Below are 16,324 nucleotides of genomic sequence, written 5' to 3'. Positions count from 1 at the left end.
GCCCGCTCGCCGATGAGCGCCGCGCGCGCCCGCCGCAGCGGGCCCGCGCCGGGGGGACGTCGCTCGACCGGGCGGCCGCTCACCCACGCGGCCTCCCGCCCCGTCCCGGCCGGCTCCCGCTCTGGTGCGGGCAGCCGGCCGGAGGCGCGCCGGCCCGGGCGACGCCCCCCGCGGTCGACGGCCGCCGCGGGCACCCCCCGGCGGCCGCTGTTCACCGGCCGCGCGGTGCTCCTCGGCGGGCTGGTGCTCCTGCTGGCCCTGACCCTCGCCGGGCCGGTCCGCCAGTTCCTCGCTGGCCGGGCGGAGCTCACCCGACTCGCCGCCGAGGGGACGGCGCTGGACCGGCGCATCGAGGACCTGCAGGACCAGCTCGAGCGCCAGGGTGACCCCGCCTTCGTCGCGCGCGAGGCGCGGGAGCGTCTGACCTACGTGCTCCCCGGCGACCGCCTGCTCGTCGTGGTCGACGGCGACGCGGTCGAGGGGGACGCCGGCACCGTCCCCGAACCGGACGACGGTGGACTGCCCTGGTACGACGCACTGCTGCAGTCGGTCGCGGAGGCCGACGGCGACGAGGAGCCGAACGAGTGAAGGAACCGGTCACCCCGGCGGAGCGGGAGGTCGTCGCCCGCCAGCTGGGCCGGCCACCGCGTGCTGTGCACGCGGTGGCGCACCGCTGCCCCTGCGGGCAGCCCGACGTCGTGGAGACCTCACCGCGGCTGGAGGACGGCACCCCGTTCCCGACGCTGTACTACCTGACCTGCCCGCGGGCGAACGCCGCTGCCAGCCGGCTGGAGTCGGCCGGCCGGATGCGCGAGTGGCAGGACGAGCTGGCCACCGACCCCGAGCTGGCCGCCCGGTACCGCGCCGCCCACGAGGCCTACCTCGCCGAACGTGACGCGCTGGGCGTGCTGCCCACCCGCAACACCGCCGGCGGCATGCCCGACCGCGTCAAGTGCCTGCACGCGCTGGCCGGCCACGCGCTGGCCGCCGGCCCGGGCGTCAACCCGATCGGCGACCGCGCGGTGGCCGAGATGGGGGAGTGGTGGGCGAACGGCCCCTGCGCCCAGGAGGACCGGCCGTGACGAGGGTGGCGGCGATCGACTGCGGCACCAACTCGATCCGCCTGCTCGTCGCCGACGTCCCACCGGAGGGGCCGCACACCGACCTCCTGCGCCGGATGGAGGTGGTCCGCCTCGGGCAGGGCGTCGACGCCACCGGCCGGCTGGCGCCCGAGGCGATCGAGCGCACCCGCGTCGTGCTGGCGCAGTACGCCGCCCAGGCGCGGGACCTGGGCGCCACGGCGGTGCGCATGGTCGCGACCAGTGCCAGCCGGGACGCCGCCAACCGCGCCGACTTCGAGGCGATGGTCACTGCCACGCTCGGCCGGCTGCCCGACGTCGTCGCCGGCGACGAGGAGGCACGGCTGTCCTTCCTCGGGGCCACCGCCTCCCTCGACGCCGCGGTGGCCGCGCACGGCCAGCCGGCGCCCCACCCGCCGTACCTGGTCGTCGACATCGGCGGCGGGTCGACCGAGTTCGTGCTCGGCGACGCCGGTGGGGTGCGGGCGGCCCGCTCGGTCGACGTCGGCTGTGTCCGGCTCACCGAGCGGCACCTGCACGGCGACCCGCCGACCGCCGACGAGATCCAGCGCGCCGAGGCCGACATCCGCGCCGCGCTCGCCGACGTCGTCAGCACGGTGCCCGTGCACGAGGCGGCCACCCTGGTCGGGCTGGCCGGCTCGGTGACCACCGTCGCCGCGCTCGCGCTGCGCCTGCCCGCCTACGACCCGGTGGCCATCCACGGCTCGCGGATCCCGGTGGCCGGCGTCCGCTCGGTGACCGCCGGCCTGCTCACCGCCACCCGCCGGCGGCGGGCGCTGGAGGCGGTGATGCACCCGGGGCGGGTCGACGTCATCGGCGCCGGCTCACTGGTCCTGCGGGTGGTCATGGACGCGTTCGCCCTCGACGACGTCGTGGTCAGTGAGCACGACATCCTCGACGGCATCGCCCTGCAGCTCGCGCGCGGCTGACCCCGGCTCAGGTGGTGCCCTCGTTGATCCCCGGCGGCAGCTTCCCGGTCAGCTTCTCGTAGCTGGCCGCGGCGCCGCGGGCGGCGACGAGACGCCCCGCGGCGATGGCGAGCCCGGAGACCCCGGCCCAGGCCAGCGCCTCGGGCCAGCTGACCCCCGGCGCCGCCGGGTTCTTGGGGGGCATCGTCCCGCGCACGCCGTACCAGGCGGCGTCGGTCGCCTTCCGGACGGCGATCCCCGCCGGCACCGCGAAGCCCGCCGAGAGCAGCTTCCAGGTGAGCGGGGCCTTCTGCTTCTTCTTCCTGGCCACGAGGCGATCATGCCGGGGTCCGCGTCGGCACGCAGACGACGGGTGGTTCCCTGACGGGGTGGCGACCGACGCGGCCGGCTTCCCGGTGACCCGCACCCCCGCCGGCGTCGTCCGCTCGGCGCGCGGCACCCGCGACCTCGCCGTCCTCGACGCCCGCATCTCCGGCTGCCGCGCCTGCCCCCGCCTGGTGGCCTGGCGAGAGGAGGTGGCCCGGACGAGGCGGGCGTCGTTCCGCGACGAGGAGTACTGGGGCCGCCCGGTGCCGGGGCTGGGCCCGGCCGACGCCCGGATCGCCGTCGTCGGGCTGGCGCCGGCCGCGCACGGCGGCAACCGCACCGGGCGGGTGTTCACCGGCGACCGCAGCGGGGACTGGATCTTCGCCGCGCTCTGGCGGGCCGGACTGGCCAACCAGCCGACGTCCACGCACATCGGTGACGGGCTCGAGCTCACCGGCGTCCGGGTGGCCGCGGCGGTGCGCTGCGCCCCACCGGCGAACGCGCCGACGCCGGAGGAACGCGACACCTGCTCACCGTGGCTGGCGCGGGAACTGGCGCTGCTGCCGGACCTGCGGGTGGTCGTCGTCCTGGGTGGGTTCGGCTGGACGGCGCTGTGGCCGGTGCTGGCCGAGGCCGGCTACCGGCTGCCCACGCCGCGGCCGGCGTTCGGGCACGGGGTCGAGGTGACCCTCGAGGGGCCGCGCGGGCCGCTCACCCTGCTGGGCAGCTACCACGTGAGCCAGCAGAACACCTTCACCGGCAAGCTGACCGAGCCGATGCTCGACGCCGTCCTCTCCCGGGCCACCGACCTCGCCGCGGCCGTGCCGCCACCGGGGGTGCGGCCCTAGGCTCGGCCCATGGCGCAGCGTCCGGTGGTCCTCGTCGTGGGCGGCGGTTACGTCGGCCTCTACACCGCCCTGCGGTTGCAGAAGCGGCTCTCCCGCGGGAGGGCGGAGATCGTCGTGGTCGACCCGCAACCGCACATGACCTACCAGCCCTTCCTCCCCGAGGCGGCGGCCGGCTCGGTGGAGCCGCGTCACGTGGTCGTCCCGCTGCGGCGCACGCTGCCGCGCTGCCGGATCATCACCGGCGCGGTCACCGGCCTCAGCCACGCCGAGCGCCGCGCCCGGATCGCCCCGCTGGAGGGGGAGCCGTTCGAGCTCTCCTACGACGTGCTCGTGATGGCCGCCGGGTCGGTGGCGCGCACCCTCCCCATCCCCGGACTGGCCGACCACGGCATCGGCTTCAAGAACGTCGGCGAGGCCATCTACCTGCGCAACCACGTGCTCGCCCGGCTCGACGCGGCCAGCTCCACCGACGACCCCGACGTCCGGCGCCGGGCGCTGACCTTCACCTTCGTGGGAGGCGGCTACGCGGGCGTGGAGGCGTTCGCCGAGCTGGAGGACATGGCCCGGTACGCCGTCGAGCACTACTACCCGCGCCTGTCGCCGTCGGACATGCGGTGGGTGCTGGTCGAGGCGATGGGGCGGATCCTGCCCGAGGTGGACCTCGACATGGCCGCGTGGACGGTCAAGCAGCTGACCGCCCGCGGCATGGACGTGCGGCTCAACACCCGCCTGGAGTCCGTCAGCGACTGCCACGTCCGGCTCAGCGACGGCGACGAGTTCGACAGCGACACCCTGGTCTGGACGGCGGGCACCAAGCCGAACCCGATGCTCGCCGAGACCGACCTGCCGCTGGACGGGCGCGGCCGGGTCGTCTGCGAGCCCACCCTCCAGGTGCAGGGGATGCCCGACGCCTGGTCCGCCGGTGACCTCGCCGCCGTCCCCGACCTCACCAAGGAGGAGCCGGACGCGACCACGGCGCCGAACGCGCAGCACGCCGTCCGGCAGGCCAAGCGGCTGGCCGACAACATCGTCGCCGTCCTCGGCGGCGAGCAGCCGCAGCCCTACCGGCACGCCTACGCCGGGTCGGTCGCCAGCCTCGGCCTGCACAAGGGGGTCGCCCAGGTCTACGGGGTGAAGCTCAAGGGCTGGCCCGCGTGGTTCATGCACCGCACCTACCACGTCAGCCGGGTGCCCACCTTCAACCGCAAGGCCCGGGTGGTGGCGGACTGGACGCTCGGCGCGGTCTTCCGCCGCGAGGTCATCTCCCTCGGCCAGCTCCAGGACCCGCGCCGGGAGTTCGTCGCCGCGGCCAACACCGGCCGGGCCGGGTCGGTGCCCCCGCCCTCGCCGGCCGATCGCGCGCAGTCCCGCCCGGCCCAGGCGAGCTGAGGGCGAGGCCCGGCCGGCCGCGGCCCACCGGCGGGCGCCCGCTCGCGGGAGCCGCGGTCCGCCACGGGTTAGCGTTCCGACGGCGCAGCCCCCGTAGCCCAATCGGCAGAGGCAGGCCCCTTAAAAGGGTTCCAGTGTCGGTTCGAACCCGACCGGGGGCACAGCGTGACGGCGTGCGCCGCCCGTGTTCCGGAACGCGGGCGTCGCGTGGTCAGCAGCCGGGTGACGGTTGACGCTGGCCGGACGGCGGGGCCACGTTCTCGCTGCTCCTGAGCTCCCGGGGCGGACGCCGAGCCGAGAGTGAGGCCAGGACGTGGCCCGACCGCGCACCCGCCGCCGGAGTCCGCCGATCAGCCGGCGACCTCCGAGCGGGTGCTCCGATCGCTGCGCAGCACCGGCTGACCCGGAGGGCAGGCATGACGCGGACTCCCCGACGACCGACGCAGGACGTCCTGCAGGTCGCCGGCGCGGGCGGGGTGTGGACCTTCCCCCGGTCCCAGCCGGTCGTCGTCGGCCGGGACCCGCGGTGCGACGTCCGCGTGGCCGACGAACGGGTCAGCAGCATGCACTTGGCACTGCGCGGGATCGCGGAGGGGTGGCTGCTGCGCGACCTCGGCAGCCGCAACGGCACGTGGATCGACGGCGTTCCGCAGCAGGCCGCGCGGATCGGTCCGGGACAGGAGGTCAGCGTCCGCATCGGCGGCGCGAACGGTCCCGAACTGCGGCTGCGCTACGTCCCGTCGGCCGCCGCTGACGCGGGAGGGGACGGTGCCGGCGAGCGGATCCTGGTCATCGGGCGCGAGCCGGGGTGTGACGTCGTCGTCCCGGACGACCCCGTGCTGTCTCGGCGGCACGCGGCGGTGGAGACGGGGGAGGACGGCACCACCGCCGTGCTGCGGGACGTCGGCAGCTTCAACGGCACCTATCTGAACGGCCGCCGGATCCACGGGTCGGAGCCGCTGCGTGCCGGGGACCGGATCGGCGCGGGCAGCAGCACGTTCGGCTGGGACGGGCGCACCATCACCCTGCCGGACGTGCGGCGCCCCTCCCTGGACGCCCGGCACCTGACCGTCACCACCGCGCGCGGCACCCGCCTGATGGACGACCTGAGCCTCACGGTGCGGGCGGGGGAGCTGGTGGCGGTGATCGGCCCGTCCGGTGCGGGCAAGTCCACCCTGCTGGGCGCCCTCACCGGGCTGCGCCCCGCCGGTTCCGGCCGGGTGACGTGGGACGGCCGGGACCTCTACGACGAGTACGAGCAGCTGCGCTTCCTCATCGGACTGGTGCCGCAGGAGGACATCCTGCACCGCCAGCTGACCGTGCGCCGGGCCCTCGACTTCGCTGCCCGGCTGCGCCTGCCGCCCGACACCACCGCCGAGGAGCGGGCCCAGCGGGTGGCGGAGGTGCTCGCCGAGGTCCGGCTCACTGCGCAGGTCGACCAGCGGATCGACTCGCTCTCCGGCGGTCAGCGCAAGCGCACGTCGATCGCCCTCGAGCTGCTGACCGCGCCACAGATGCTCTTCCTCGACGAACCCACCTCCGGCCTGGACCCGGGCCTGGACCGACAGGTGATGGACGGTCTGCGCACCCTCGCCGACGCCGGCCGGGTGGTGCTGGTCGTCACGCACAGCGTGCTGGCCCTCGACCGCTGCGACCGGGTCCTGCTGCTCGCGCCCGGGGGCCGGGTCGCGTTCTACGGGCCGCCCGACCGGCTGCTGCCGTTCTTCGGCGTCCAGGACCACCCCTCGGTCTTCGCCGCCCTGGAGGACCCCGGCTGGGTGGAGCGGTTCGCCCAGTCGACGCTCCAGCACCGCTACCTCCAGCCGACCGGCGACGGTGTGACGCCGTGCCCGGCTGGCCCCGCGCCCGTGCCGCCGCGGCCCGCCCCGCTGCGCCAGCTGGCGACCCTGGTCCGCCGCAACCTGGCGGTCGTCGCCGCGGACCGGCTGTTCCTCGCCCTGCTCGTCGGCATGCCCGTCGTGCTCGCGGTCATGGCGCACGCCTTCCCGGGGGAGGCGGGGCTGTCGATGTCGGCGGCCGGGGGGAACCCGGCCGAGGCACAGCAGCGGATCATCGTGCTGGTCGTCGGCGCCGCCCTCATGGGGGCGGCCCTGTCGGTCCGGGAGCTGGTGGGGGAGCGGCCCATCTACCGCCGCGAGCACGCCGTGGGGTTGTCGCCGTCGGTCTACCTCGTCGCCAAGGTGCTCGTCGTCGGTGGTTGCGTGACGTTCCAGTCGGTCGCGTTCTGCCTGCTCGCGCTGCTGGGCCTGCCCGGTCCGGACGACGGGCTGGTCCTGCCCTGGCCGCGCCTGGAGGTGGCCGCCGCCGTCGCCGCGGTCGGCATCACCATGACGATCGCCTCGCTGGCGGTGTCGGCGTTCGCACGGTCGGCCGACCAGACGATGCCGGCGCTGGTCGCCCTGGTCATGGGCCAGCTGGTGTTCTGCGGCGGCCTCTTCCCACTGGCGGGCCGGACCGGGCTGGAGCAGTTCTCGCTGGTCCTGCCCGCGCGGGCCGGGTACGCCGCGATGGCGGCCACGGTGGGGCTGCAGCCGGCGGAGGGCCCACAACCGGACCGGCTGTTCCGCCCGACCGCCGGGCAGTGGGGGCTGGACATGGGGCTGCTGGCCGCGCAGTCGGCGGTCTTCCTCGCCCTGGCCGCGTGGGGGCTGTCCTGGACGGTCAAGCACACCGGCGACGGGCGGTGAGGCCCGGACTCAGAGGCCGCGGCCCCGGACGACGCCGCTCTGCAGGGCCCGCTGGACCAGCCGCAGCCGCTTCTAGTTGTGCGGGAGTTCCTCGACGCCGAGCTCGGCGGACAACGTACGCAGGTGGGTCTTCACGGCGTCCACGCTGAGGAACAGCTCCGCGGCGATCTGCTGGTTGGCCGCCGGAACGGCGTAGGCGCTGCCGTGCTCGAACGGCCGGGCCAGCGCCAGCAGCACCCGGCGCTGGGTCTCCGACAGCGAGCCGGGGTGGGCAGGGCGGTGGCCGCCGTCCCGGCGCGCAACGTGCACCGTCCGGTCAGCCGCTCGCCGTTGACGTAGGTGCCGTCTCGGGCGCCCGGCCCACCGTCAACCGCCGCAGCCCGTCGGTCAGGAGCAACTCCCGCGTGCGGCCGTCGGCGTCCGTGTACCGCAGCAGCGGGCAGGCTTCGGGCCCCTCGGGCACCGGCACATCGTCTGGTGAGCCGCCCGGCGAAGCAAGGGCCCGCGGGTCGGCCGGAGGACGTCGGCGTCCTCCGGCCGACCCGCCCGGCAGCTGGGGGTCAGAGGGAGCACGCGGTGTCCTGGGAGTTGCCGAAGGCGCCCTCGGTCCAGTACTCGGTGACCCACTCGCCGACGACCAGCCAGCCGCCGGAGGCGTCCTGCCAGATGTACTCGACGTAGACCGCGTACCGCCCCGCCGGGAAGGCGGCCTGGTAGGTGGCGAAGCCGGAGGTCTGGTCGCCCACGACCAGTGGGTCGAGCAGCAGGTCGCTGGCCAGTTCCTGCCCGGTGGTGACGTCCCGGACATGGATCCGGCCGATGGCGCCCGGGACCGGGGACGCCTGCACCCGGACGTCGTGGAGGATCGGGTCGCAGATGGCCAGGGAGTGGATCTGGACGCCGTTGGGTGTCAGCACGTCCGCACTGGCCGGAGCCGCCACGCCCACGAGCCCGGCGGTGACGGTGGCAGCCGCCGCTGCGCCGGCCAGCAGGCGGGAGCGACGACGCGGCCGTCCGGCGCGGCGGGTGGTGGCCGCGTCGTCCGTCGTGGAACGGGAAGTGGTGGGGGTGCGGCGGAGGCTCATCGGGTTCTCCTCGGGTCGGGGCGATTGTTCGATCCGCTGCGACCAGCGTCGGGACCGCCGCGGTCCGCCACCAGCACCCCTAGGTGTGGAGTCCACCCACCCTGCGGTGCCGGCCGGGCATGCCCTGAGGGCCCGGGCGCCGGTGCTGCGCAGCCGCCGGATCCGCCCCGTTCCCCCCGTCCGGGTGCCCTGCCCGGGGTCAGGAACGCAACGAGCCCTCCAGGCGTTGACCTCGACGAGTGGGTGCAGGACCGTTGGGCCCACGAACCGCCAGGTCACCTCGAGGAGATGACGATGCCCAGCCACAACCCGGCCTTCGGCCGGGGCTTCGCGAACGCGGGCGCCGGCAACGGCCAGCAGTCCGCCCAGTGGGGCGCCCCGCAGTACGGCGCCCCGACGCAGGACCCGTACGCCGCCCCGTCGCCGTACGCCCGTTCCCCGTACGCGCCGCCGGCGACGCGCTACATGACGATGGACGACGTCGTCCAGAAGACCGGCCTGTCCTTCCTGGTGACCGTCCTGGCCGCCGCCGCCGTCTGGGCCATGCCCGGGCAGGCCGCGTGGGGCCTGGCGCTGCCGGCCGTCCTGGTCGCGTTCGTCCTCGGCCTGGTGATCGCGTTCAAGCAGATCGCCAACCCGGCCGCCACGCTGTCCTACGGCGCGCTCTACGGTGTCGCCCTCGGCGCCATCAGCGAGGCGTTCAACAACATCTACCCGGGCATCGTCGTCCAGGCGCTGATCGGGACCTTCGGTGTCTTCTTCGGCATGCTCGTCGTCTACAAGACCGGCGCCATCCGGGTCACCCCGAAGCTGACCCGCTGGATCGTCGGCGCGATGTTCGGTGTCCTGGCGCTCGTGCTGGTCAACCTGATCGCGGGCTTCTTCACCCCCGGTGGGCTGGGCCTGCGTGACGGCGGCCCGCTGGCCATCCTGTTCAGCGTCGTGGTGATCGGCGTCGCGGCCTTCACGCTGCTGCTGGACTTCGACATGGCCGACGAGGCGATCCGCCGTGGCGCCCCGGCGAAGTTCGCCTGGTACATCGCCTTCGGTCTGCTCGTGACCGTCGTCTGGCTGTACCTGGAGATCCTGCGGCTGCTGTCCTACCTCCAGGACAACTGAGCAAGGGCCCCGCTGCCCCGCGCTCGGCGCGGGCCCTGCAGCGGGGCCGCAACAGGTCAGTGGCCCGGTCCCCTCGCGGGGACCGGGCCACTGGCCGTTGTGGGGCTACCGGTGGTCGACCATCCGGTGGCCCCACTCTCAGCTGAGGCGCTCCAGCACCATCGCCATGCCCATGCCGCCGCCGACGCACATGGTCTCCAGGCCGAAGGTCTTGTCCCGGGTCTGCAGGCCGTTGATCAGCGTGCCGGTGATGCGGGCGCCGGTCATGCCGAAGGGGTGGCCGACGGCGATCGCCCCGCCGTGGACGTTGAGCCGGTCGATGTCGATGCCCAGGTCGCGGTAGCTGGGGATGACCTGGGCGGCGAACGCCTCGTTGATCTCGACCAGGTCGATGTCGCCGACGCTCATGCCGGCCCGCTGCAGCGCCAGCTTGGATGCGTCGACCGGGCCGTAGCCCATGATCTCGGGTGAGAGCCCGGTGACGGCGGTGGAGACGATCCGGGCCAGCGGGGTCAGCCCCAGGTCACGGGCCTTGGTGTCGCTCATGACCACGACCGCGGCGGCGCCGTCGTTGAGGGGGCAGGCGTTGCCGGCGGTCACCCGGCCGTCGGGGCGGAACACCGGCTTCAGCCCGGCGATGCCCTCCAGCGTCGTGCCCGGCCGGGGGCCGTCGTCGGTGCTGACGACGGTGCCGTCCGGCGCGGTCACCGGGGTGATCTCCCGCTCCCAGAAGCCGTTCGCGATCGACTGCTCGGCCAGGTTCTGGCTGCGGACGGCGAACTCGTCCATCTCCTGCCGGGAGACGTCCTTGAGCAGCGCCAGGTTCTCGGCGGTCTGGCCCATCGCGATGTAGATGTCCGGGATCTCGCCGGCCTCGCGGGGGTCGGTCCACGTGTCGGCGCCGCTCTCCGCCGTCTTGGCGACCCGCGCCTCGGCGTCGGTGAACAGCGGGTTCTTGGTGTCCGGGTGGGAGTCGCTGCTGCCCTTGGCGAAGCGGGACACCATCTCCACCCCGGCGGAGATGAAGACGTCGCCCTCGCCGGCCTTGATCGCGTGCATCGCCATGCGGGTGGTCTGCAGCGACGAGGAGCAGTAGCGGGTGACGGTGGTGCCGGGCAGGTGGTCCATGCCGAGCAGGACGCTCACCACCCGGCCCATGTTGTAGCCCTGCTCCCCGCCGGGCAGGCCGCAGCCGAGGATGAGGTCGTCGATGTCGGTCGGGTCGAGCGCGGGCACCTTGTCCAGCGCCGCGCGCACGATGGTGGCGGTGAGGTCGTCGGGGCGCAGGTCCTTGAGCGAGCCCTTGAACGCGCGGCCGATGGGGGAGCGCGTAGTCGCGACGATGACGGCTTCGGGCATGGGTCCTCCACGATGAGGCGGATCCGACGGGGGACGCCGGACGTCGGGTCGTCCCCGAACCTACTCCCCGGTAACGCCGCCTGACCGCACACGCGGGACCGCGCCCGGGGCGCTCAGCCGACGGGTGCCTGCTCGGCGCGCTCCGCCTGATCGGGGGTCGGGAGGTCCGGCGGACGGCGCCGGCGCAGCCGGGCCCAGGGCCCGCGCGGCCCGGTCTCGGAGCCGCGCACCTCGGTGGCCTGCACCTCGGTGCCGGTCCGGCCGGCGGCGTGCGCGGCGGCGCGGGCGACGGGGCGGACGGTGTCGCGGCGCAGGTTGCGCAGCCCGCGGTCGGCCGTGGCCGGCCACACGCCGAGCGCGTCGGCGACCGAGGGCAGCAGGACGGCGGCCGCGGCGGCGTACCCGGCCGCACTGGGGTGGAACTCGTCGACGCTGAACAGGCCGCGGTCCTTGGCGAACGTCGGCCCCAGGACCGACCCGAGCGACACGCTGCGACCGCCGGCCTCGACCACGGCGATGGTCTGGGCGGCGGCCAGCTGACGGCTCCAGCGGCGGGCGAGCAGGCGCAGCGGCTGCCCGATCGGCCGGATGGTGCCGAGGTCCGGGCACGTGCCGACGACGACCTCCGCGCCGCCGTCGACCAGCCGGCGGACGGCGTCACGCAGGTGACGCACCGACACCGTGGGCCGGGTGCGGCTGGTGACGTCGTTCGCGCCGATCATGATCATCACGACGTCGGGGTGCTCCACCAGCGCCTTGTCGACCTGCTCCTCGAGCTCGTAGGACTCGGCGCCGGAGACGGCCAGCCGGACCAGTCGCACCGGCCGCTCGGCCAGCTCGGCGAGGGCCGCGGCGAGCAGCACCCCGGGCGTCTCCGCGGACCGCTCGACACCCAGTCCCACGGCGCTGGAGTCGCCCAGCACGGTCAGCACGATCGGCTTGCCCCGGCCGCGGCCGTAGATGCCGTCGCCCGACGGCGGGTCGCTCTGGGTCGTCCTGGACTCCACCCGGCGCCGGGCCGACCGTGCCTGCGCGCGCAGGAGGGCGACCATCGCCGCCCCGGCGAGGCCCAGTCCACCGCCGCCGTAGGCAGCTCCGGTGGCCAGTCGCCATGCCGTGCTCGCTCGAGTCACCGCCGTCCGCCCTCCCCAGCTGCGTGGACCTCTGTCCCGCAGGTTAACCGCCGCCTACGGTCGCCCCGTGCCACATTCCCCCTCACGGGTCACGGGCGGACCAACGGACGGTGAACGCAGTCAGGTGATCGTCGACGTGCTGGTCGACGCCTTCTCCGAGCTGATGACCGCCGACGCCGACGCGTTCCGCACCAAGTTCCGCAAGATGGCTGCCGACCCCTTCGCGTTCTACCGGGGCAGCGCCTGCCTGTTCTACGCCGACATGGCGCAGCAGCAGGACGACTGGAGCGACGAGCGGACCAGCCGGGTGTGGATCCAGGGGGACCTGCACGCGGAGAACTTCGGCACGTACATGGACGGCAGCGGGCGGATCGTCTTCGACGTCAACGACTTCGACGAGGCCTACCTGGGCCACGTCAGCTGGGACCTGCGCCGTTTCGCGGCGAGCTTCGCGCTGCTGGCCTGGCGCAAGGCGCTCGGGGACGACGTCATCGCCGACCTGCTGCGCCGGTATCTCGATGCCTACCTGGACCAGGTCGCGGCCTTCACCCGGCTCGACGACGACAAGTCCTTCGCGCTGGTGCGGGAGAACACCGAGGGCGCGGTGCACGACGCGATCCTGCGGACCAGCGCGCGCAGCCGGCTCGCGCTGCTGGAGCGGATGACCGTCGTGGAGGGCTACGAGCGGCGCTTCGCGGAGGGGCCCCGCAACCGTCGGCTGGCCGGCGCCGAGCGCGAGCGGGTGCTCGCCGCGTTGGAGCGGTACCGCCGCACCGTCTTCCCACCGCGCCGGCGCCGGGACGTCGCCTTCGACGTGAAGGACGTGATCGCCACCGGCGGGTTCGGCATCGGGAGCGCGGGGCTGCCCGCCTACAACGTGCTCATCGAGGGCTACGACCAGGCGCTGGAGAACGACGTCGTCCTCTCGCTCAAGCAGGGCAACGTGCCGGCGCCCAGCCGGATCGTGCGGGACGCGGCGATCCGCGGGTTCTTCGAGCACGAGGGGCACCGGACGGCGATGTCGCAGCGCGCGTTGCAGGCCAACGCCTCCCAGTTCCTCGGTCACACCGAGATCGACGGCGTCGGCTTCGTCGTCCAGGAGCTCTCGCCCTACGAGGTGGACCTGGACTGGGACGAGCTCACCGAGCCCGAGGAGATCGCCCCGGTGATGGCGCAGCTGGGCCGGGCCACGGCGAAGATGCACTGCGTCGGCGACGCGGACAGCGACCACACGCTGGTGCCGTTCCAGACCGAGGACGCGATCACCGCCATGGTGGGCGACCGGCGTGCGCAGTTCACCGCCGACGTCGTCGACTTCGCGCACTCCTACGCCCGGGGGGCCCAGCGGGACCACCGGCTGTTCGTCGACGCCTTCCGCGCCGGGGCGATCCCCGGGATCAGCTCGAGCGGCTCCCACCCGGCGCCCGAGGCATAGGAGGCAATCCCCGTGTGCCCGGCGTCCTGACGCGGGTGGAGCTTCCTATGCCTCGCTCGGCGGCAGGTACCCGGCGAGGCGGTCGGCGAGGTCGGCGGCCGCCCAGCGGTGGCCGGCGCCGGGCAGCTCGGCCTTCTCGGCGCGGGGGAGGGACCGCACGATCGACTCGGCGGCGTCGGCCATGAACGGGAAGGTGCTGGTCCCCAGCAGCACCACGGCCGGCGCGGTGACCGGCGCCCACAGCTGCGCCCTCGGTGCCGACTGGGTCCAGGCGAGCGCCTCCGCGTCGGCCTCGAGGGTGGGTGCCATCCGCTCGAACAGTGGCCACTGCGGCCCGCGGCGCATGGCCTCGAACCAGTCCGGCGGCATGCCGTCGGTGTAGAGCCGCCAGATCCCCTCGGGATCGTCGGCCGCCACCCGCTCCCGGAGGGCGGCGAGGTACTCCGCGCCGTCGGAGCCCTGTTCCTCGCCGAGGGGCACCTCCCAGAGCACCAGGCGCTCGACACCCGGCAGCTCCGCCGCCGCGGCCAGCGCGATGGCGCCGCCCGAGGAGCTGCCGTACAGCCAGGCCCGCCCGCCGACCGCCTCCAGCAGCGCGCGGACCGCGGCCACCTCCCCGGCGAGCCGGAACGGCGGTTCGCCACCGCTGTCGCCCCGCCCGGGCCGGTCGTGGTGGACGACGTCGAACCCCCGCCGGGCCAGCTCGGTGGTCAGCTCGCGGGTGTCGGGGTCGACCGCGCGGAACTGCCCGGCTCCCCCGATGAGGATCAACGGCTGGCCGGACCCCTCCCGGTCATAGGCGATCGGCACGCCGTCGCGCGTGTGCACGTACTCGGTCATGCCGGTGCAGACCCGTCGCGGCGCGGGAAGTCAGCGGCCAGAGGCGTGCTCGGGAGCGAGCCGCCTCAACGGGCCCGGCGGCCCCGGCGGGTGCGCAGGTAGTCGGCCACCACGTACTCGCCGAGCCGCTCGCTGTCAGGGGTGAACACGCGGCCGCCGGCCCGCTGGGTGATGTCGTGGACGAAGTGGACCAGCCCCGGGTCGGGATCGAGGGCGAACACGTTCATCGTCGCGCCGGAGCGGGCCACCCGCTCCACCTCGGCGACGGTGCGGGCGATCGTCTCGGGCATCGGCGGCCAGCAGAAGAACGGCGTCCCGTCGTCCTCCAGGTGGGCGGTGGGCTCGCCGTCGGTGACGACGAGGACCACCGGCTCGGCGTCCCGGTGCCGGGCCAGGAAGCGCCGGGCCAGGATCAGCCCGTGCTGCAGGTTGGTGCCCTGCAGCGTGTCCACCGACAGCTCCGCGAGGGTCTCCGGGCGCAGTACCTGCGCGGTGGAGGAGAACCCGATGATCTGGATCGCGTCCTGAGGGAAGCGGGTGGTGACCAGCGAGTGCAGCGCCATCGCCGTCGACTTGGCCGCGCCCCACGTGCCGCGCAGCGCCATCGAGTAGGAGAGGTCGACCAGCAGGGCGACCGCCGCCCCGGTCCGCCGCTCGGTCTCCACGACCTCGAAGTCCTCGACGGCGATCCGCACGCGCCGGTGGCCCGTCGGGGTGGGCGGGTCGAGCAGCGGGCGCGGCTCGCCGGCGGTGCGCAGGACGGCGTTGCGCACCGTCCGGACGACGTCCAGCGGCTGCTCGTCGCCGAACCGCCACTCCCGCGCGCCACCGGTGAGCTCCCCGGCGGCGCCGGCGTCGGCGACGTCGTGCTCGCCCCGGCCGGTGGCGTCGAGCTGGGCGAACACCCGCCGCAGTGCGGTCGCCCCCAGCCGGCGGACCGCCTTGGGGGAGAGCTCCAGCTTGCCGTCGGTGCGGTTGAGGTAGCCCTGCCGCTCCAGTTCCCGCTCCATCTGGCGCAGCGCGGCGATGTCGTCGACGGCGGGCCGGCCCAGCGCCCGCGCCAGCAGCTCCTCGTCGACGTCGGCCAGGGAGGCGCCGGCGTAGCCCTGGGAGAGCTGGTTGGACAGCGCCTCCAGGTCGGCGAGCTCGGCCACCGCGCTGGTCGCGTCCCCGAGCCCGAGGGCCTGCTCGCCGTCGGGCACCTGGCCGCGCTGACCCCAGGGCAGGTCGGGACGGGCCTGGCGGAGGGCGTCCTGCAGGTGCGCCATCTCGCTGGCCAGCCCCAGGTCGTCCATGGTCTGGGCCATCAGGTCGGCCAGCTCGGCCCGCTGCTCGGGGGAGAGGCCGGCCATCATGCGCTCCTGCGCGGCGGCCCGGCGGGCGAGGGAGTCGATGAGCTCCTCGACGGACTGGGGGTCGTCCGGGAAGAACTGGCCGTGCTTCTCCATGAACTGCTCGAACTGCTCGTCGGTGTCCTCGCCGCGGTTGTGCGCGTCGATGAGCTGCGAGAGGTCGGCGACCATGTCCTTGACCGCCTGCATGTCCTGGTCGGTCGCGTTCTCCAGGGCCTGCTTCATCGACGCGAAGGAGCTGTCGAGGACCTCCCGGCGCAGGAGGTCCTGGATCTGCTCGTAGGCCTGCCGGGCCTCCGGCGAGCGCCAGTCGTAGTCCTTGAGCGCGCGGACGGCGCCGGCGGTGTCGTCCGGTAGCGCGTCGAGCTCGGACTCCTTGAGCCGGGCCATGTCGTCGGGGTCGGGGAACAGCTCCCGCCGCTCGGCCTCGACGGCCCGGTCCAGCAGCTCGCGGACCTCCTGCAGCGTGCCGTCCATGCGCCCGGCGGAGCGGGCCTGCCGCAGCCGCTCGCGCACCGACCGGCGCAGCTCGTCGAGACCGCGGCGGCCGTCCATGCCGCGGCGCAGCAGCTCCCGCAGCGCCTCGCGGACGCCGCTGCCGGACAGCACGGAGTCGCCGATCTCGTCGACGGCGCTGCCCAGGTCGTAGGGCGGGGCCAGCGGGTCGGGCCCGCCGTGCCATCTCGAGTAGCGGTGGCCGCGACCGCGCCGGGAGGGCATG

15 protein-coding genes and 1 tRNA gene are annotated in these 16,324 nt (G+C 74.7%); 9 read left to right on the top strand and 7 right to left on the bottom strand.

Translation table 11 applies throughout. The features are described 5' to 3' along the window. Positions 1–12 precede the first annotated feature (12 nt). From CRP39_RS19990 to CRP39_RS19980, 3 genes are read left to right on the top strand one after another with little or no spacing between them, the layout of a single operon-like run. Entirely contained in the window at positions 13–588 is a 576-nt protein-coding gene (locus tag CRP39_RS19990) for an FtsB family cell division protein (protein WP_097208119.1), read from the top strand. Next, positions 585–1,082 (top strand): DUF501 domain-containing protein, encoded by a 498-nt coding sequence (locus CRP39_RS19985; RefSeq protein ID WP_097208118.1) that lies wholly within the window; start codon positions 585–587, stop codon positions 1,080–1,082. Before CRP39_RS19990 ends, CRP39_RS19985 begins: the two co-directional genes overlap by 4 nt. After that, a complete protein-coding gene (locus CRP39_RS19980; RefSeq protein ID WP_172442534.1) occupies positions 1,079–2,029 on the top strand; it encodes a Ppx/GppA phosphatase family protein in 951 nt (316 codons plus the stop codon). The genes CRP39_RS19985 and CRP39_RS19980 overlap by 4 nt, the downstream gene beginning before the upstream one ends. A 7-nt stretch (positions 2,030–2,036) precedes the next feature. Here the strand turns inward: CRP39_RS19980 and CRP39_RS19975 are convergent, their stop codons facing one another. Further along, positions 2,037–2,339, bottom strand: coding sequence for a DUF4235 domain-containing protein (locus tag CRP39_RS19975; protein WP_097208117.1), 303 nt, complete (start codon positions 2,337–2,339; stop codon positions 2,037–2,039). A gap of 58 nt (positions 2,340–2,397) precedes the next feature. Here CRP39_RS19975 and CRP39_RS19970 point away from each other — a divergent pair, with 58 nt between their 5' ends. From CRP39_RS19970 to CRP39_RS19955, 4 genes are all read left to right on the top strand, one after another. Continuing rightward, the gene (locus tag CRP39_RS19970; protein WP_097208116.1) at positions 2,398–3,183 is read left to right on the top strand and encodes a uracil-DNA glycosylase; all 786 of its coding nucleotides are present in this window, start codon (positions 2,398–2,400) and stop codon (positions 3,181–3,183) included. 9 nt (positions 3,184–3,192) lie between these two features. Next, positions 3,193–4,572, top strand: coding sequence for an NAD(P)/FAD-dependent oxidoreductase (locus CRP39_RS19965; protein WP_097208115.1), 1,380 nt, complete (start codon positions 3,193–3,195; stop codon positions 4,570–4,572). An 87-nt stretch (positions 4,573–4,659) separates the two neighbouring features. Next, a tRNA-Leu gene (locus tag CRP39_RS19960) sits at positions 4,660–4,733 on the top strand. Positions 4,734–4,988: 255 nt separating this feature from the next. Beyond that, positions 4,989–7,280 (top strand): ATP-binding cassette domain-containing protein, encoded by a 2,292-nt coding sequence (locus CRP39_RS19955; RefSeq protein WP_097208114.1) that lies wholly within the window; start codon positions 4,989–4,991, stop codon positions 7,278–7,280. A 72-nt stretch (positions 7,281–7,352) separates the two neighbouring features. Here the strand turns inward: CRP39_RS19955 and CRP39_RS19950 are convergent, their stop codons facing one another. Both CRP39_RS19950 and CRP39_RS19945 read right to left on the bottom strand, forming a co-directional pair. After that, the gene (locus CRP39_RS19950; RefSeq protein ID WP_097208113.1) at positions 7,353–7,589 is read right to left on the bottom strand and encodes a helix-turn-helix domain-containing protein; all 237 of its coding nucleotides are present in this window, start codon (positions 7,587–7,589) and stop codon (positions 7,353–7,355) included. Positions 7,590–7,840: 251 nt separating this feature from the next. Then, on the bottom strand, positions 7,841–8,365 hold the full coding sequence (locus tag CRP39_RS19945; protein ID WP_097208112.1) for a hypothetical protein: 525 nt from the start codon (positions 8,363–8,365) through the stop codon (positions 7,841–7,843). Positions 8,366–8,659: 294 nt separating this feature from the next. Between CRP39_RS19945 and CRP39_RS19940 the strand changes: the two genes are divergently transcribed. After that, a complete protein-coding gene (locus CRP39_RS19940; RefSeq protein WP_097208111.1) occupies positions 8,660–9,484 on the top strand; it encodes a Bax inhibitor-1/YccA family protein in 825 nt (274 codons plus the stop codon). 138 nt (positions 9,485–9,622) lie between these two features. Here the strand turns inward: CRP39_RS19940 and CRP39_RS19935 are convergent, their stop codons facing one another. Both CRP39_RS19935 and CRP39_RS19930 read right to left on the bottom strand, forming a co-directional pair. After that, positions 9,623–10,843, bottom strand: a complete 1,221-nt coding sequence (locus CRP39_RS19935; RefSeq protein WP_097208110.1) for an acetyl-CoA C-acetyltransferase — start codon at positions 10,841–10,843, stop codon at positions 9,623–9,625. Between the two features lie 113 nt (positions 10,844–10,956). After that, the gene (locus CRP39_RS19930) at positions 10,957–11,976 is read right to left on the bottom strand and encodes an SGNH/GDSL hydrolase family protein (RefSeq protein WP_097208109.1); all 1,020 of its coding nucleotides are present in this window, start codon (positions 11,974–11,976) and stop codon (positions 10,957–10,959) included. Between the two features lie 124 nt (positions 11,977–12,100). Between CRP39_RS19930 and CRP39_RS19925 the strand changes: the two genes are divergently transcribed. Continuing rightward, entirely contained in the window at positions 12,101–13,411 is a 1,311-nt protein-coding gene (locus CRP39_RS19925) for a DUF2252 domain-containing protein (protein ID WP_245853984.1), read from the top strand. Between the two features lie 45 nt (positions 13,412–13,456). On the opposite strand, the gene CRP39_RS19920 is transcribed toward CRP39_RS19925, so the two are convergent. Further along, complete coding sequence (locus tag CRP39_RS19920) at positions 13,457–14,251, bottom strand: alpha/beta fold hydrolase (protein ID WP_097208108.1); 795 nt, start codon at positions 14,249–14,251, stop codon at positions 13,457–13,459. 65 nt (positions 14,252–14,316) lie between these two features. Beyond that, a complete protein-coding gene (locus CRP39_RS19915; RefSeq protein WP_097208107.1) occupies positions 14,317–16,323 on the bottom strand; it encodes a VWA domain-containing protein in 2,007 nt (668 codons plus the stop codon). Position 16,324 lies beyond the last annotated feature (1 nt).

Origin of the sequence: Geodermatophilus sabuli, assembly GCF_900215145.1 — a bacterium.
Classification (GTDB): Bacteria; Actinomycetota; Actinomycetes; order Mycobacteriales; family Geodermatophilaceae; genus Geodermatophilus; species Geodermatophilus sabuli.
The sequence above is the reverse complement of the archived record's forward strand: the minus strand, read 5'-3'. Positions and strand labels throughout refer to the sequence as shown.